Annotated in this window: 12 protein-coding genes; 7 read left to right on the top strand and 5 right to left on the bottom strand. The window is 64.8% G+C overall.

The window, feature by feature from the left end; translation table 11 throughout:
- Positions 1 to 99: 99 nt before the first annotated feature.
- Entirely contained in the window at positions 100 to 1,416 is a 1,317-nt protein-coding gene (locus ACX3P0_RS11355; protein ID WP_459088517.1) for an NAD(P)H-dependent oxidoreductase, read from the top strand.
- A 5-nt stretch (positions 1,417 to 1,421) separates the two neighbouring features.
- Here ACX3P0_RS11355 and proC read toward each other — a convergent pair whose 3' ends face one another.
- Genes proC through ACX3P0_RS11370 form a run of 3 tightly spaced genes read right to left on the bottom strand, consistent with a single transcriptional unit; the run spans position 1,422 to position 4,559 of the window.
- Positions 1,422 to 2,237: a pyrroline-5-carboxylate reductase gene (proC, locus tag ACX3P0_RS11360; protein WP_459077517.1), complete on the bottom strand. Its 816-nt coding sequence runs from the start codon at positions 2,235 to 2,237 to the stop codon at positions 1,422 to 1,424.
- 32 nt (positions 2,238 to 2,269) lie between these two features.
- A complete protein-coding gene (locus ACX3P0_RS11365; protein ID WP_459088519.1) occupies positions 2,270 to 3,592 on the bottom strand; it encodes an O-antigen ligase family protein in 1,323 nt (440 codons plus the stop codon).
- A complete protein-coding gene (locus ACX3P0_RS11370; protein WP_459088521.1) occupies positions 3,561 to 4,559 on the bottom strand; it encodes a glycosyltransferase family 2 protein in 999 nt (332 codons plus the stop codon). Before ACX3P0_RS11370 ends, ACX3P0_RS11365 begins: the two co-directional genes overlap by 32 nt.
- A 168-nt stretch (positions 4,560 to 4,727) precedes the next feature.
- Between ACX3P0_RS11370 and ACX3P0_RS11375 the strand changes: the two genes are divergently transcribed.
- The 3 genes from ACX3P0_RS11375 to ACX3P0_RS11385 are packed head-to-tail and all read left to right on the top strand — an operon-like array spanning position 4,728 to position 7,629.
- Positions 4,728 to 5,900, top strand: a complete 1,173-nt coding sequence (locus tag ACX3P0_RS11375; protein WP_459088523.1) for a glycosyltransferase — start codon at positions 4,728 to 4,730, stop codon at positions 5,898 to 5,900.
- Positions 5,897 to 6,706, top strand: coding sequence for a WecB/TagA/CpsF family glycosyltransferase (locus ACX3P0_RS11380; RefSeq protein WP_459088525.1), 810 nt, complete (start codon positions 5,897 to 5,899; stop codon positions 6,704 to 6,706). The genes ACX3P0_RS11375 and ACX3P0_RS11380 overlap by 4 nt, the downstream gene beginning before the upstream one ends.
- Positions 6,703 to 7,629, top strand: a complete 927-nt coding sequence (locus ACX3P0_RS11385) for a DUF6492 family protein (RefSeq protein ID WP_459088527.1) — start codon at positions 6,703 to 6,705, stop codon at positions 7,627 to 7,629. Before ACX3P0_RS11380 ends, ACX3P0_RS11385 begins: the two co-directional genes overlap by 4 nt.
- Here the strand turns inward: ACX3P0_RS11385 and ACX3P0_RS11390 are convergent.
- Complete coding sequence (locus tag ACX3P0_RS11390) at positions 7,626 to 8,921, bottom strand: lipopolysaccharide biosynthesis protein (RefSeq protein WP_459088529.1); 1,296 nt, start codon at positions 8,919 to 8,921, stop codon at positions 7,626 to 7,628. The two genes, ACX3P0_RS11385 and ACX3P0_RS11390, sit on opposite strands and share 4 nt — an antisense overlap.
- Positions 8,922 to 9,094: 173 nt before the next feature.
- Here ACX3P0_RS11390 and ACX3P0_RS11395 point away from each other — a divergent pair, with 173 nt between their 5' ends.
- The 3 genes from ACX3P0_RS11395 (at position 9,095) to ACX3P0_RS11405 (ending at position 13,802) form a co-directional block, all read left to right on the top strand.
- Complete coding sequence (locus tag ACX3P0_RS11395) at positions 9,095 to 11,638, top strand: GumC family protein (protein ID WP_459088531.1); 2,544 nt, start codon at positions 9,095 to 9,097, stop codon at positions 11,636 to 11,638.
- 244 nt (positions 11,639 to 11,882) lie between these two features.
- Positions 11,883 to 12,782: a bifunctional methylenetetrahydrofolate dehydrogenase/methenyltetrahydrofolate cyclohydrolase gene (locus ACX3P0_RS11400; RefSeq protein WP_459088533.1), complete on the top strand. Its 900-nt coding sequence runs from the start codon at positions 11,883 to 11,885 to the stop codon at positions 12,780 to 12,782.
- Between the two features lie 117 nt (positions 12,783 to 12,899).
- A complete protein-coding gene (locus ACX3P0_RS11405) occupies positions 12,900 to 13,802 on the top strand; it encodes a GlxA family transcriptional regulator (protein ID WP_459077898.1) in 903 nt (300 codons plus the stop codon).
- 5 nt (positions 13,803 to 13,807) lie between these two features.
- On the opposite strand, the gene edd is transcribed toward ACX3P0_RS11405, so the two are convergent.
- The gene (edd, locus tag ACX3P0_RS11410) at positions 13,808 to 15,631 is read right to left on the bottom strand and encodes a phosphogluconate dehydratase (RefSeq protein ID WP_459088535.1); all 1,824 of its coding nucleotides are present in this window, start codon (positions 15,629 to 15,631) and stop codon (positions 13,808 to 13,810) included.
- Positions 15,632 to 15,646 lie beyond the last annotated feature (15 nt).

Raw genomic sequence — 15,646 nt, forward strand, 5'->3', positions numbered from 1 at the left:
GGTTTTCGGATTATCCCGATGCTCAATCAAAGTGGTAGAGCGTCCTTTGTGCATCCGAAAGGACGCACGACGCTCTAGCAGAATGTCGCGGATGTCGTCATGACCAATGTCGCCCTCACCGGGCTTGCCCGCGATCTCGCCCGGCGTGCCGACGAGAACCGTCCCATACGCATCGGCGTCATCGGCTCCGGCGAGATGGGCACCGACCTGGTGACGCAAGGCATGCTGATGCCGGGCATCTCGGTCTGCGCGGTTTCGACGCGGCGCTCGCATACGGCACATGAGGCTATCCGCATCGCCTATGGCGACGACGCCATGGCGCGCGAGGCCGATACGGCATCCAGGGTTACCGAGGCGATCGAGGCCGGCAAGATCGCCATCACCTCCAACGAAATGCTGGTCACCAATCCGCTGATCGACGTTGTCATCGACGCCACCGGCAAGCCGGGCGTCGCCGCCGACTTCTGCCTGTCGGCGATGGAGCACGGCAAGCATGTGGTGATGATGAATGTCGAGGCCGACGTCACCATCGGCTGCCTCTTGAAGCGGGAGGCAGACCGGCTGGGCGTCGTCTATTCGGTCGGCGCGGGCGACGAGCCGTCGTCTTGCATGGAACTGATCGAGTTCGCCACTGCGCTCGGCTACACCATCGTCTCCGCCGGCAAGGGCAAGAACAACCCGCTGAACCACGACGCGGTGCCCGACGATTACCGCGAGGAAGCGATCCGCCGCAACATGAACCCGCGCATGCTGGTCGAATTCGTCGACGGCTCGAAAACCATGGTCGAGATGTGCGCCATCGCCAACGCCACCGGCCTGGTGCCCGACGTACCGGGCATGCACGGCCCCAAGGCCGACCGTGACGATCTGGCCAGGGTGCTGGTGCCGCGCGAGGACGGCGGCATCCTGCTCAAGAAGGGCGTGGTCGACTATACGGTCGGCAAAGGCGTTGCGCCGGGCGTCTTCGTCATCGTCGAGGCGACGCATCCGCGCATCATCGAGCGCATGGACGATCTGCATATCGGCCACGGCCCCTATTACAGCTTCTTCCGGCCCTATCACCTGACCTCGCTGGAGGTGCCGCTGACGGCGGCGCGGATCATGCTCTACGGCAGGCCCGACATGGTGCCGCTGCCGCGCCCGGTCGCCGAAGTCTGCGCCGTGGCCAAGCGCGATCTCGTCGCCGGCGAGACCTTCGATGCCATCGGCGAGACATGCTATCGCTCGTGGACGATGACCGTCGGCGACGCGCGTGGCCACAAGGCCATCCCGGTCGGCCTGCTCGAAGGCGGCAAGGTGCTGAAGCCGGTGAAGAAGGGCGAATTGCTGACCACCGACAACGCCGCCGCCGACCCGACGACGCGCCTGTTCGCCCTGCGCCAGCGCCAGGACGAAATGCTGTACGGGAAAGCCTGAAACCGCTATTTTCCGAGTTCGATCGACCTGAGCCGTGCGGCCTCGACCGCTTCGGTCACGAGGTTCGTCAGCCGGTCTTGGCCCATCAGAACGCCAAGGGCTGCCGCGGTGGTGCCGTTCGGGCTGGTGACCTGCTGGCGCAGCGTGCCTGGCTCTTCATGGCTCTCGGCAGCTAGCGAAGCCGCGCCATAGACGGTCTGTATGGCCAGAAGTTTTGCCGTCTCGTCAGGAAGGCCGGCTTTTTTCGCCGCCGCCGTCAGCGCTTCAATGAAGTGAAAGACGTAGGCCGGGCCGGAGCCGGACACCGCCGTCACCGCATCCATCAGGCCCTCGTCGGTAATGGTCGCGACCTGGCCGCTGGCCGAAAGCAGGTCGGCAACCACCCGCTTCATCTCGTCGGATACGAGCGCATTGGAATAGAGCACCATCATGCCCTTGCCGATGGCGGCCGGCGTGTTGGGCATGCAGCGCATGATCGGCGCCTGGCTGCCAAGCACCTCCTCGAAAGTGGCGACCGGCGTTCCCGCCGCGATGCTGACGAAGGTGGTGCGGCCATCTCCGAAGCGCGCATAGGCTTGTGTTACTTCGCGAATGACCTGCGGCTTGACCGCGATCACCGCCAGTTGCGGCACCGCGTCGGCTGGAATGTCGACCGCATCGGCGCCGGTGTGGCAGCCCAGCGCTTCGGCCCGCTTGCGCAGGTCGGCGTTCGGCTCCGCCACGATTGTCTCGCCCGGCTTCAGCTTGCCCGAGTTTATCCAGCCCGCGAGCATGGCGTAACCCATATTGCCGCAGCCGGCGAGAACGAGCCTGATCGTCATTGGAAGCCTCCCGAAAACCGTTCCTTACCGGTTCATCCCGCCGCGTGGAAGGCCCGAACCGGAATTGGCCGCAGCGAAACCTGCCGCAGGCCGAACGCCGCCAGGATGAACAACATCCAGACCGGGTCGGCGCGATGAAAGAAGAACGTTTCCAGGAAGGCGTTGAGGGCGGTGAACAGCACCACCATCATGAAAAAATCGCCGAGCCAGACGTTTTCCTTGCGAAGCGGGATGCGCATGTAATCGCGCATGGGCGCAAAGATGAACGTGTAAGCGGCCACGCACAAAGCGGGGATGCCCATCAACACCGCTATGTCGAGATAGCCGTTATGGCCATGGACGATGTTGCGCACGTCCCAGGCGCGGTCGAAAGGCTGTTCCTGGCCCAGCAGCAGCGGCGTGCCCCAGAAACTGTCATAGCCGTATCCCGTCCAGGGCCTCTGCGCCAGCATGTCGCCGGCGAACCGCCAGATCGTGGTGCGCCCGGTATAGGTGACATCGGGAAAATACAGCGCCGCGAGATGCGCCACCGGCGGCAGGAAGACGATGCCGAGCGTGGCGACGGCCGTTGCGATGATGGCCATGGCGAACAATATCGGCGTGCCGAGCCGCATGCCGGCGATGCCGGGCGCCATGACGATCAGGATCGAGAACGGCACCAGCACGAAGGTGGTCTTGGAGCCGGTATGGGCAATAAAGAAGGCCGCCGCGCAGAAGATGACGATGCCGCTCAAGCGCCTCCCGCGCCGGTAGAGATAAAGCCCGGCGAAGGTGAAGCAGGCCATGACCGGTGCGGCGATGTTCTTATGCGTGAAGACGCCGCGCCACAGGCCGGCCTGGTCCGGTTCGCTGGAATTTGCCGTATGCAATGCCGCGTTGGGAAAGGCGAAAAGCCCGAAATAGGACAGGCCTATGACCCCCACCGCGGCGAAGACGAGCACCGTCGAGAACGCTTCCGCGTCACGCGGTAACGCCAGCACGGTTGCCATGGCCAGCATGCCGATCAGCGTGAAGGATGCTGCGCGCAGGGCCGCGAACGGGTCGGTGGCCATGAGGATGGAAAGCACGAAAAAGGCCAGCACCATCAGCCAGGATGGGCTGAGCAGCGAACGCACCACGCGCGGCTCCGCCAGCGTTGCCAGCGAAAAGATCGAGAGCGCGCCAAGGGCGCCGAACCCGATCTGGTTCACGATATCAGAGCCGTCGACGCCGGTGCCGTCGGGGTAGAAGGGTCGGAATGAAACAAGCACGACGGTGAGTAACACCGCCGCGATGGCGGTCGAGACGCCATCGCGCGTGAAGGCGGCGCTCAGCGGCGCGGGTTCAGTTCTTTTCAGGCTGTCGATATTGCTCATTGGCATATCCGAATTCGGCCAGAACGCGACCAAGCGCAACATGGACCGGATAAAGCGCCGTCCGGGCGGACCTCATTCGCACCAGCCGGAAAAGCCCGCGAAACGGCGAGGCGGCAAGCAGGGCCAGGCTCTTCAGCAACACTCTGGTCCGGCCAAGCGGCGTGCCCGCGCGCTTCTTCTTTTCAACCAGCGTCGAGATGACACCATTGCGCAGGCTTCGTGCGCGCAGCCAGTCGGCCTCGACGCGGCGGGCGGGCACGATCTCCTGCGTGCTGGCCTCGGCGCACCAGCCAAGAACAAATCCTTTTTGCCCCGCGCGGCTGAGAAAATCCGAATCGCCGCCGCCCATGAAGTTGAATTTCAGGTCGAGGAAGGGTGGCCCCATGGCCAGCAGCACGGGACGCGAGACCAAAAGGTTGCCGGACGAATACAGCGCCGGCACAAGCCCGGTTTCGCGGTAGGGCGGCGCGAATACCGGGTGCGTCGCCCACACGTCATGGGCAGGCTCGGCAAATTTCGGCACCTGCGGTCCGCCGACAATGTCGGCCGACAGCGTTTCGGCTGCCCGGCATAGAAGCTCGAGCCAGTGCGGATCGGCGATTTCGTCGTCGTCTATGACCAGCAAATGCCTGAAATTCGGGAAATGCGTGAGCGCGCTCTGCCAGCCGGCATTGTAGGCGCTGCAATTGCCGCGCTGGTGTGCGACGATGACCATGCCGGCAATCGCTCCACGCTCGAACAGGGGCAGCGCCGCCTTGGCGCCCTCCTGCGCTTCGGCTTCGTTTTCGATCAGGATTACCGCAAAACGACGGCCGGTTTTCTGGCGGCGCAACGATTCCAGCGTGGCCACGACCTGCTCGGGCCGCTTGAAGGTCGGCAGCGTAACGACCGCCTCGACCGCTTCGGCAGCAAGCCCGGGCGATCGGCCGACAATCGACACCGAGGCATCGGAAGGAAAAGCATTCATGTCCGTCAAGCCGAATGATCTGGCGTGGTGGTAGCACCGCCGCGATAATGTTTCGTTAATCATCTTCACCTGCGAATGACGAAAATTTTCACGATCCAGGGGGCAAAACCTCGCTTTTAAGGGGAGATTCACCCAGCTTTGCTATTGGCTGCCTCCAGGATAGGCCCGATGCATCTGCTTTTTGCCACATCGATCGTGCCTGACGGCGCTCTCGCCTCAGGCTACGAGATTGCCAATTCGGCAATCATCGACGCGCTCCGCCGGGCGGGCGCGCGGGTTACCGTCATGGGCTTCACCTGGCCGGGCGAACCCGCCCTCGATCCGCAAAACACCATTGTGCTGGGTGCGCTGGACGTACGCACCGACAGCGCTTCGCCCGTGCAAAAGCTGGAATGGGTGGCAAAAGCGCTCGCATCGGGGCTTACCTTCGCATCGGCAAAACTGCGCATCGTTTCGGCGCAAGCGGTCCGCGCGGCCATCGCGAAAGCCGGCCCGTTCGATGGCTATGTGCTGAATTCGGTGCAGTTCGCCGGCGCCTTCGAGGAAGCCCTTGTCGGCCTGCCATCGATTTTCGTCGCCCACAATGTCGAGCACCAGGCGGCGCTGGACAATGCCGCAGCCGCCCGCCGCCTGCCGGAGCGCCTGCTTTTTCGTCGCGAGGCGCGGCTGCTGAAGCGGATGGAAGACCGGCTTTGCACAAAAGCCCGCTTCGTCTTCACGCTGGCCGAGGAAGACCGCGCAGCACTCGGCGTCGCTTCCGACGACCGGTCGGCCACGCTGCCGCTGACGACGCGCGCGACCGTCCCGGTGAAGGCCCCGCGTCGGATCGAATGCGACGCGGCGCTGATCGGCACCTGGACATGGCAGCCCAACCGCATCGGCCTCGACTGGTTCCTCAGCCGCGTCGTGCCGCACCTGCGGCCGGACTTTCGCGTCCACATCGCCGGCAGCGTCCCGTCCGGTATCAAGTCCCCGCACCCCGGCGTCAGCTTTGTCGGGCGCGTGCCGGATGCGCGGGCGTTCGTCCGCTCGGCCGCCGTCATTCCGCTTATCAGTACATCCGGCAGCGGCGTGCAGTTGAAGACCATCGAAACCTTCGAGCTTGGCCTTCCCAGCGTCGCCACCGCCCGCTCGCTGCGCGGCATCGGCTACCGCCCGCAAAATTGCGTCGTCACCGACGATCCGGCCGCCTTCGCAAGCGCGCTTGAGGCCGCAGCGGCAGGCGCGGTTTCCGATTGCGACGGCGCATCCTTCCATCGCCATCAACTGAATGCCCTCGACGCCGCGATCGAGCGCGGCCTGCGGGCTATCGGCCCCGTCCGGCGGCCGGCCTTCGCATGAACATGGATGCCGCCCATGCCATTTTCGGTTCCCGGATATGCAGGAGGGTTCTCGGCATTCAGGTAGCCGGCGCCGGCTGGGGCGAGGCCATCGACCGGTTGACGGGCTTGCTTCGCGACCGGAAGTTCACCAAGGTCACGTTCCTGAACGCGCATAATGCGAACATCGCCGTGACCGATCCGGCCTTCGCGCATGCGCTCGACGATTTCCTGGTCCTACCGGATGGGGTCGGCATCGACATCGCCTCGAAGCTTCTTTACGGCTCGTCGTTTCCAGCCAACCTGAACGGCACCGATTTCATCCCGGCCTTGCTGAAAGCGGCGGCCTCGCCGCTGACCGTGGCGCTGCTCGGCGCGTCTCCCGACATCGCCGAGGCGGCGGCGGCAAGGCTCGCCGCAATGGCGCCGCGCCACCGCATCGTGGTCATCCATGACGGCTATTTCCCGGCCGAAGAGGAGCCGGCTATCCTTGGCCGCATCGCCGGCCTCCGCCCGGACATCCTGCTCGTCGCCATGGGCGTGCCGCGGCAGGAATTGTGGATCGCCCAACATATCGACGCCCGCCATTGCACGCTGCCGATCGCGGTGGGCGCTTTGTTCGATTTCCTGAGCGGCAGCGTGCCGCGAGCGCCGCTATGGCTGCGCCGCGTGCGGCTTGAATGGCTTTTCCGGCTGATTGTCGAACCCCGCCGCCTGTGGCGGCGCTACCTCATCGGCAACCCGGTTTTCCTGTGGCGCGTGTTGCGGCAGAAATTCTTCGGTATGCCTGCTCCAACGGGGGGAAATTCCCTCGGGGGCAAGCTGTGAGCAGCCGTTTCGCGGCCGGGGATGCCACCGACCCTGTCTTGTTCACGCCGGCTGCGACTGCGGCCATCGTGACGCCCAGCTATGCTGCGGATTTCGAGCGCTGCCGGCTGCTTTGCGAAACACTCGACCGCCATGTGACGGGCTTCGCGCACCACTATATCCTGGTCGAACGCCGGGACATGGGGCTGTTTCGCCAACTGGCCGGCGCGCGCCGCACAGTCATTGACGAGCGCGACCTGCTGCCGGGCTGGCTGCGCCCCTTCGACGACCCGGCAAGCCTGTTTCGCCGCCGCATATGGCTAAGCTTCAGGACCAAACCGCTGCGCGGCTGGCATGTGCAGCAGTTGCGCCGCATCGCCATCGCCGCTCATGTGCCGCAAGACGTGCTGGTGTTTTGCGATTCCGACGTCGTGTTCCTGAAACCGTTCGATTGCGGTGCGTTCCATCGGGACGGCAAGGTCCGCCTGTTTCGCCGCTACGACACGATGGCAAGCGAGACACGCTACGACCATCGCCTGTGGTCGCGTAATGCCGGCCGCGCGCTTGGCATCGCCAGTCCGGCCGTCTCGCCGCACGACTATATCTCGACGCTGATCGCCTGGCGGCGCGAAACGATGACGGCAATGTGCAAGCGGATCGAGGCGCAGCACGGCCGTAGCTGGATCGAGGTGCTGGGCTCCAGCCGAAAATTTTCCGAATGCATGGTCTATGGCCGCTATGTTGACGAGGTGCTGCAGGGAGCGGACCATTTCCACGGCGCGGAGGAATTCTGCCGCGTGCACTGGTTCGGGCAGGTTTTATCCGACGCCGAGTTTTGCGCGCTCGTCGCTTCGATGGAGCCGGAGCAGGCGGCTGTCGGCGTGCAATCCTTCCTTGGCGTCGATCCCGACCGTATCCGCCGCCTGATTACACACGCCGCCTAGACAGGCTTCGGCGGCTGGCGCATGGCCGAATAGGTAAGCAGGGCCGACGCCAGATAAAGCAGCAGGAATACGAGGTTGAGCGACAGCACCAGATCGGACATCGCCTCGAACCTTGTCAGCACATAGGTCAAAAGAACCGCCTTTGCGCCGGCCAGTAGGCTGAGATTGAGCGCCCGCATCAGCGTCTGGCCGCGCGCGAAAAGCAGTTCCGCCTGGTATTCGACGAGATTGCGCAAGCCCGGAACGAAGAGCGCCAGCAGGACGAGCGGCGCGGCCTCGGCAACGTTGCGGCCAAGCGCTGCCGGGAAGAAATGCAGCACCACGCCCAGCGCCAGCAGCCCGAGCGTCGAGACGAGGAATACGCCGCCTTCGATGCCGCAGCGGACGGCAAGCCGCGACAGCAGCATCGGCGCGCGCATCAGCTTCTGCACCAGCATCATCGAGAAGGTGCGGATCGGAATGGCCGTCAAATCGACCAGCCGCATGATGATGGCATAGAGGCCGGCAAGCTGCGGCCCGCCGATCGCCAGGACGAGCAGCTTGTCGAATTCCATTTGCAGGTAGAACAGCACTTCGGCGCAGGCGACATAAACCGAATCGGCGAGCCGCCGCCAGTAGAGCGCGGGCCGCAGCCTGAGCCGCTGGCGCGGATAAAACAGCCCAAAGGCAAGCACAAGCGAGGCCGCGTTGGTGCCGATGTAAAACCACGACCATGTCGCCAGCGTATGCTGTGCCGCAAACATGAAAAGCACCGCCGCCGCTGCCTTGAGCGCGGCCGTCAGAATCGACAGCAGGGCTGCCCTGCCGAATTTGCCAAGACCGTTGTTGACGATCATCGCCACCTCGACCGGCCGCCACAACAGCGCTTCGGCAAAGACGACAGCCGCGAATACCGGCAGCGCCATGCTGGCCGCGAAGAAGAGCCGATAGATGCCGTAAGCGGCGGCAATCAGCAGCGGAATCGATAGGGCGGCCAACAGGGCGAAGCCTGCCGTGAAGGTTCCGATCAGCCTGGGGCGCTTGGTGGCGGTGCGGTACAGCGCCGATATGAAACCGAAGGCGAGCAGGCGCGACAGCATCACGCCGGCAGCGGAAGCCGTGGCGAACAGGCCGAATTCCGCAATGGAAAGCGTGTTGGCCAGCGCGACGAAATAGACGAGCGAGAAGACCAGCCGCCCGCCGGCTCCGCTGATGGCCGAAAGATAGTCGCGCACAAGCCCCCGCCGCGCGGCTACAACGCTTGCGAGCCGGGCGATACTGCGCTTTTCGGTGATGTCGCGGGCCTGCGTCATGGTTCGAAAGCAGCATAGGCGACAAAGTTTAACGTGCCGTTTTCCGCACAGAATCGTCTGACGAAGCCCTCAAACGCGCTCCAAAATTAACGTTTTGTTTTCCATGTCTGTTTAGCGTGGTTTAACGCATGGGCGTGCCGTTCGCGCGCCGCTGAAGGTAAAGCCTCAAAACCATGTTCGAGAGGGAAAACCGCGAAGACAAAAGCCGCTTGCGCTCGCTGCTTTCGCTCGGCCAGCAAGCGCCTGAACGACCGGCTGTCCGCCCATCCATCTCGCTTCTTTCTGTCGCCGACGACGTGCGGCCGTCCGGGCGGGAGGATGCCGCCGCCCGTCATCGGCTGGCGAGAGCGGAACGCGAAGCGCAATCCGAGCACGTAGCACCTCCCCCACCCATCATGGACGAAGCGCTGCCGCCGTTTGAGCCTGCCGAAACCGTCCCGGCTTTCGCGCAGGCCGACAGGCGGCCCCCCGACCGTGAGGGGGACGACCAGCGCTGGAAGCCGCTCATCGATCCGATCAAGGTTTTCGGCGGCATCGCGCGCTCGAAAAAGCTGATCGTGGCGGCGACGCTGGCCGGCGCCCTGCTCGGCGTAGCCATCGCTGTGACGACGCCGAAGAAGTATGAGGCGACGACCGAACTGATCGCCGATCCGCGCGACCTGCAGATCACCGACCACGACCTGACGCAATCGGGCATCGCCTCGGACACCACGCTGGCCATCGTGGAAAACCAGGTGCGCGTGCTCACCTCCGGCACCGTGCTCAACCAGGTTGCCGACAAGCTCAATCTTGACGACGACCCGGAATTCAATGGCCAAAGCGAGGGCTTTCCGGGCGTGATGGCGATGATCCGTTCGGTGCTTTCGCGCGACGATGCGCCGGCCGGCAATGACGAAGCGCGCCGTCGCGCCATCGTCGTGGACAATCTGGCCAAGGACCTGTCGGTCGAGCGCGGCAGCAAGACCTTCGTCATCAGCATCGGCGTAACCACGAAGCAGGGCGAGAAATCGGCGCTCATCGCCAATACGATGGCCGATGTCTTCTTGCAGACCTACGGCAAGATGCAGTCGGATACGGCCGGCCGCGCCACGGGCGAATTGACCGGGCGGCTCGATGAATTGCGCGCGGCTGTCGAAGCCGCTGAACGCAAGGTCGAAACCTTCAAGGCCGAGCACGATCTGATCGACGCGCAGGGACGCCTCATTTCCGACGACGAACTGGTAAAGCTCAACGACCAGCTCACCGTCGCGCGCGCGAAAACGCTGGAGCTGAACGCCAAGGCCGCCTCTGCCCGGTCGGTCGATGTCGATGCCGTGCTCGGCGGTACGCTGCCCGAGGCGGTCGCTTCGGACGCCATGAACGATTTGCGCGCGCAATATGCCAAGCTCCGGCAGGAAGCCGACCGCGCCGATGTGCGGCTCGGCCCCCGGCATCCCGAGCGGCTGGCGCTGGACGCCCAGTTGACGGGCGCGCGCGACCGTATCGCGGGAGAGTTGCGGCGCATCGCCTCGTCGCTACAGACCGAACTGAAGCGGGCCGTGCAGATGGAGCAGGAATTGTCGTCCCGGCTGGCGCAGTTGAAGGTGCGCAGCGGCGATGTCAACGCCGATCTCGTCACCGCGCGCGAACTGGAGCGCGACGCCAACGCCAAGCGCGCCGTGTACGAGGCGTTCCTGCTGCGCGCCAAGCAGACCGGCGAGCAGAAAGACATCAACACCGCCAATATCAGCGTCATTTCCAAGGCTTTTCCGCCGCTGGAGCCGACAGGCCCGTCCCGCGCCTTGACGGCCCTTGCCGGCCTGCTGCTCGGCTTTGCCTCCGGTATCGGCCTTGGCGCCATGCGTGGGGCCTATGACAGCCTTCGCGAAACCGCCGACGATCGTTCACGACAGGGCCAGCCGGCCCAGCGCCGCACGCCCGACCGCGCCGCATTCGCTCCGCCGCCGCGTGAGCCGCTGCCGTTCCACGAGCCAGTGGTGGCCGAAGCTGCCCCGCTGCCGTCGCCGGTGCGACAAAACCCGATCGAAACCTTGCGCTCGGCCATCACGCGGGCTTTGCAGCGCAAAGCGCCCGGCCCGGACGAAAGCCCCGAGGAAGGCCCTGAAGAGGTCTACGAAGAGACAGACCGATATTTCGAGGAAGAGGAGCCGGGCGAATTCGACGACGCGCCCGTATTTGCACCCGACGACACCATGCAGCCCGCGGAGAGCACCATGTATCCCGTCTATCCCGATCCGAACGCGCCTTATGCGCCGCAACAGCCGGCGATGGGTTATCCGCAACCGCAGTTCCAGCAGGGCGCGTATCCACAGCATCCCTATCCGGTTGCGCCGCCCATGATGCCGCAACAGGCCGCACCTTATCCCGCTCCGCAGATGCAGCCACAGCCCTATGCGCCGCCGCAGCAGGTCTATGCGCAACCGCAGCCTTATCTTTACGTTCAGGCGCCGCAGCAGATGGCTTATCCGCCGCAGCCACAGGCTTGGCAGGTGCCGTCTTATGCGCCGCCACCGGCCTATCCTTACGCGCCGCCGATGCCGCAGCATCAGGCCGCGCCTTATCCGCAACCGCAACCCTTCAACCAGCCGCGCGCGCCCGAAATGCAGTCATTTGCCGAGGAGCCGACGCCGATCGAGGAAATCCGCGCCTCCTTGCGCGAGTTCCGCGATGCCGTGCGCGACCTGGCCGACAGCCGCTCCCGCCGTCGCTATTTCTGAAAACCAGCGGCAGAGTAGGCTGAACCGATAGGTCCTGCGTCGGAATAATCGCGCCGGTTTCGAGTTTACGGCATGGCGCGGCGCATTGGCGGGATTGCGCCGGCCCCTTTCCATGAAATGCTGGCCATACAGGATGCTTTTTGCCGAACAGGCACAGGGCGCTGCAAATTGTCCATTTGCACTCGATGCCGCGGAAGGGTACCCCCGACATTCCGCAGGGTGCCCCGAAGCAACAAGGTTGAGCATGGCCGAACTGATCGATGGAAAAAGCGTCGCCGCCGACGTGGTGAGCAAGGTAACGGCCATGACGGCCGAACTCGTTGGCAAGCATGGGACACAACCCGGCCTTGCCGTGGTGATCGTTGGCGAAGACCCTGCCAGCCAGGTCTATGTCGCGTCCAAGTCCCGCACCGCCAAGGCCTGCGGTTTCTTGTCGGTGCAGCACACCTTGCCGGCAGATACGGCCGAGGCGGACCTGCTGTCGATCATCGGCGATCTCAACGCCGATGCCGCCATTCACGGCATTCTGGTGCAGTTGCCGTTGCCGGCGCATATCGACGCGGGCAAGGTCATCCAGGCGATCGCGCCGGAAAAGGACGTCGACGGGTTCCATTTCATCAATGTCGGCAAGGTCGGCACGGGCGAACTGGAAACGGCCTTCGTGCCCTGCACGCCGGCAGGCTCCATGTTGCTCATCGAGCGGGTGCGCGGCAAGGACCTGTCCGGCCTGAACGCCGTCGTCCTCGGCCGCTCCAACATCGTCGGCAAGCCGATGGCGAGCCTTCTGCTTGCCGCCAATTGCACCGTCACCATCGCCCACAGCCGCACGCGGGACCTGCCGGCGCTGGCGCGCACCGCCGACATCCTGGTTGCCGCCGTCGGCCGGCCGGAGATGGTCAAGGGCGACTGGGTAAAGCCCGGTGCTACCGTCATCGATGTAGGCATCAACAGGATTGATGCACCCGAGAAGGGCGAGGGCAAGACCCGCCTTGTCGGCGATGTCGCCTTCGCGGAGGCGGACAAGGTCGCCGGCGCGATCACGCCGGTTCCGGGCGGTGTCGGCCCGATGACCATTGCAATGCTGATGGCCAATACGCTGGTTTCCGCCTATCTTGCCACCGGGCTGAAACGTCCGTCCTTCTGATCGCCTTGGAAAGTATGCGCCTTGCCGACAGTTCCTGTTTCCATCGAACGGCCGGTATCGAGCGATTCTGCGACGGACGGACGCCAGTTCGCATTCCTGCTGGTCGACAGGTTTCCGATGTTTTCGCTGGCCGCGGCGATCGATGTGTGCCGGTCGGCCAACCGGCTGCTTGGCCGGGATTTCTATAGCTGGACCACGGTTTCGGCCGATGGCGAGGCGGTTACGGCCTCGAACGGCCTGCCGATCAAGATCGACTATTCGGTGGCGGACATGCCGCATGCGGACATCCTGTTCGTCGCGGTCGGCCTCAGCACGGAGTTTCCCGGAAAGAGCAAGGTGCTGGGCGCGCTGCGCAGTTGGGGCAGGCGCGGCGGCGCGCTGGGCGCGCTGTCCATCGGCTCCTATTTGCTGGCGGAAGCAGGCCAACTGGACGGCCACCGGTGCACCATCCATTGGGAAAACCGCGCCGGCTTCATCGAGCGGTTTCCCGACATCGCCTGTACCGGCCACGTCTTCGAAATCGACCGCAAGCGCTATACCTGCGCCGGAGGCACCACGTCGATCGACCTGATGCTGGAGATCGTGCGGGCCGATCTCGGTTCCAATATCGCCAATGGCGTCGCCAACCAGTTCCAGCACGAGCGCATCCGTTCCGCCGCCGACCGCCAGCGCGTCGGCCCCGAGCGCGACCTTACCGGCAAGTCCGAAAAGCTGCGCCGTATCGTCGAACTCATGGCCGATCATCTCGACGAGCCGCTGTCGGCGGTGCAGATGGCCAAGTCGGCCGGCCTTTCGGTGCGGCAGGTGGAGCGCCTGTTCCTGCGCCATCTGTCGGTGACGCCCGGCCGCTACTATATGCGCCTGCGGCTGGAGCGCGCGCGCGAATTGCTGCGCCAGACCAACATGCCGATCCTCGACGTGGCGATTGCGACGGGGTTCACCTCGCATTCCTATTTCGCCCAGAGCTACCGGCTGCAATTCGCCCGCCCGCCCTCGGAAGAGCGGCGCACGACCTACTGATTGCGTCAGCCGTTACCGAACGCGCTCGCGCCCTGGTCGGCGCGGTTGACCAGATGCCTGAAGCCGGCAAAAAGCTCGCGGCCCATGCCGAATTCGTTGGCCGAAAGATCGGCGGTTGTGACTGGGCGCAACGCGAGGTCGCCCGCCGGCACCAGAAGCTCAAGCGTCCCCGCATCCGCATCGAGGCGCAAGATGTCGCCGGCGCGGACTTTGCCGATCGCCCCGCCTTCAAGCGCTTCCGGCGTCACATGGATCGCCGCCGGCACTTTTCCGCTGGCGCCCGACATGCGCCCGTCCGTCACCAGCGCCACATGCTGGCCGCGGTCCTGCAGGATGCCGAGCACGGTGGTCAGCTTGTGCAGTTCCGGCATGCCGTTGGCCTTCGGCCCCTGGAGGCGGATGACGGCGATGAAGTCGCCGGTCAACTCGCCGGCCTTGAAGGCGTCGTTCAATCCATGCTGGCTGTCGAACACTTTCGCCGGCGCTTCGATGATGCGCCGCTCGGGTTTCACGGCGGAGGTTTTTATGATGGCGTGGCCGAGATTGCCGGACAGCACCTTCAGCCCGCCGCTCGGCTGGAATGCCCTGGCGAAGGGAGCCAGCACCTTCTCGTCGCCGCTTTGCCGAGGCGCGGGCGACCGCACCACGGAACCGTCGACGCCCAGCGTCGCCTCGACAGCATAGGGGCGAAGGCCTTCGCCCCATACGGTCTGGACGTCCTCGTGCAGAATGCCTTCGTCCAGCAGTTCGCGGATGAGGAAGCCCATGCCGCCGGCCGCTTGGAAATGGTTCACGTCGGCAAGCCCGTTCGGATAGACCCGGGCCAGCAGCGGCACGGCGTCCGACAGGTCGGAAATATCCTGCCAGGTCAGCTTGATGCCGGCCGCCGCCGCAATCGCGATCAGATGGATCGTGTGGTTGGTCGAGCCGCCGGTGGCGTGCAGGCCGACGACGCCGTTGACCAGCGAACGCTCGTCGATCATGCGGCCGACCGGCGTGTAGGCGTTGCCGAGGGCTGTGATCGCCAGCACGCGTTTCGTCGCCTCTCGGGTCAGCGCGTCGCGCAAGGGGGTTCCGGGATTGACGAAGGAAGCGCCCGGCGTATGCAGACCCATGATCTCCATCAACATCTGGTTGGAGTTCGCGGTTCCGTAGAAGGTGCAGGTGCCCGGCCCGTGATAGGATTTCGACTCGGCCTCCAGCAACTCGGCGCGGCCGACCTTGCCCTCGGCATAGAGCTGGCGCACCCGCGCTTTCTCGTCGTTGGGCAGGCCGGTCGTCATCGGTCCGGCCGGGATGAACACTGCCGGCAGGTGCCCGAAGGTAAGGGCCGCCATCAAAAGGCCAGGCACGATCTTGTCGCAGACGCCGAGAAAGGCCGCGGCGTCGAACATGTTGTGCGACAGGCCGATTGCAGCGGCCATGGCGATCACATCGCGCGAAAACAGCGACAGTTCCATGCCTGGCTGGCCCTGGGTGACGCCGTCGCACATGGCCGGCACGCCGCCCGCCACCTGCGCGATGCCGCCAGCCGCGCGCGCCGCCTCCTTGATCAGTGCCGGATAGGTCTCGAACGGCTGATGCGCCGAGAGCATGTCGTTATAGGCCGTGATGATGCCGAGATTAGGAACCCGGTCGCCGCCGAGCGCGATCTTTTCCGAGGGGCTGCACACGGCAAAGCCGTGAGCGAGGTTGCCGCAGGAAAGAACGCCGCGATTGGCCGTGCTGCCGGAAGCGGCGGTGAGGCGGGAGAGGTAGATTTCACGGCTACCCTTGGAGCGCTCGCGGATGCGTCCGGTGATGGCTTCGATGTCGCGTCTGGCGGTCATGGCAAACTCCTTGCG

The organism is Mesorhizobium sp. A556 (assembly GCF_054489545.1).

Excerpts from the sequence above, each read along its gene's own strand:
- edd (WP_459088535.1), bottom strand. The coding sequence starts at position 15,631 with ATGACCGCCAGACGCGACATCGAAGCCATCACCGGACGCATCCGCGAG.
- ACX3P0_RS11405 (WP_459077898.1), top strand. The coding sequence starts at position 12,900 with ATGTTTTCGCTGGCCGCGGCGATCGATGTGTGCCGGTCGGCCAACCGG.
- ACX3P0_RS11400 (WP_459088533.1), top strand. The coding sequence starts at position 11,883 with ATGGCCGAACTGATCGATGGAAAAAGCGTCGCCGCCGACGTGGTGAGC.
- ACX3P0_RS11375 (WP_459088523.1), top strand. The coding sequence starts at position 4,728 with ATGCATCTGCTTTTTGCCACATCGATCGTGCCTGACGGCGCTCTCGCC.
- ACX3P0_RS11370 (WP_459088521.1), bottom strand. The coding sequence starts at position 4,559 with ATGAATGCTTTTCCTTCCGATGCCTCGGTGTCGATTGTCGGCCGATCG.
- ACX3P0_RS11395 (WP_459088531.1), top strand. The coding sequence starts at position 9,095 with ATGTTCGAGAGGGAAAACCGCGAAGACAAAAGCCGCTTGCGCTCGCTG.
- ACX3P0_RS11380 (WP_459088525.1), top strand. The coding sequence starts at position 5,897 with ATGAACATGGATGCCGCCCATGCCATTTTCGGTTCCCGGATATGCAGG.
- ACX3P0_RS11355 (WP_459088517.1), top strand. The coding sequence starts at position 100 with ATGACCAATGTCGCCCTCACCGGGCTTGCCCGCGATCTCGCCCGGCGT.
- ACX3P0_RS11365 (WP_459088519.1), bottom strand. The coding sequence starts at position 3,592 with ATGAGCAATATCGACAGCCTGAAAAGAACTGAACCCGCGCCGCTGAGC.
- proC (WP_459077517.1), bottom strand. The coding sequence starts at position 2,237 with ATGACGATCAGGCTCGTTCTCGCCGGCTGCGGCAATATGGGTTACGCC.
- ACX3P0_RS11390 (WP_459088529.1), bottom strand. The coding sequence starts at position 8,921 with ATGACGCAGGCCCGCGACATCACCGAAAAGCGCAGTATCGCCCGGCTC.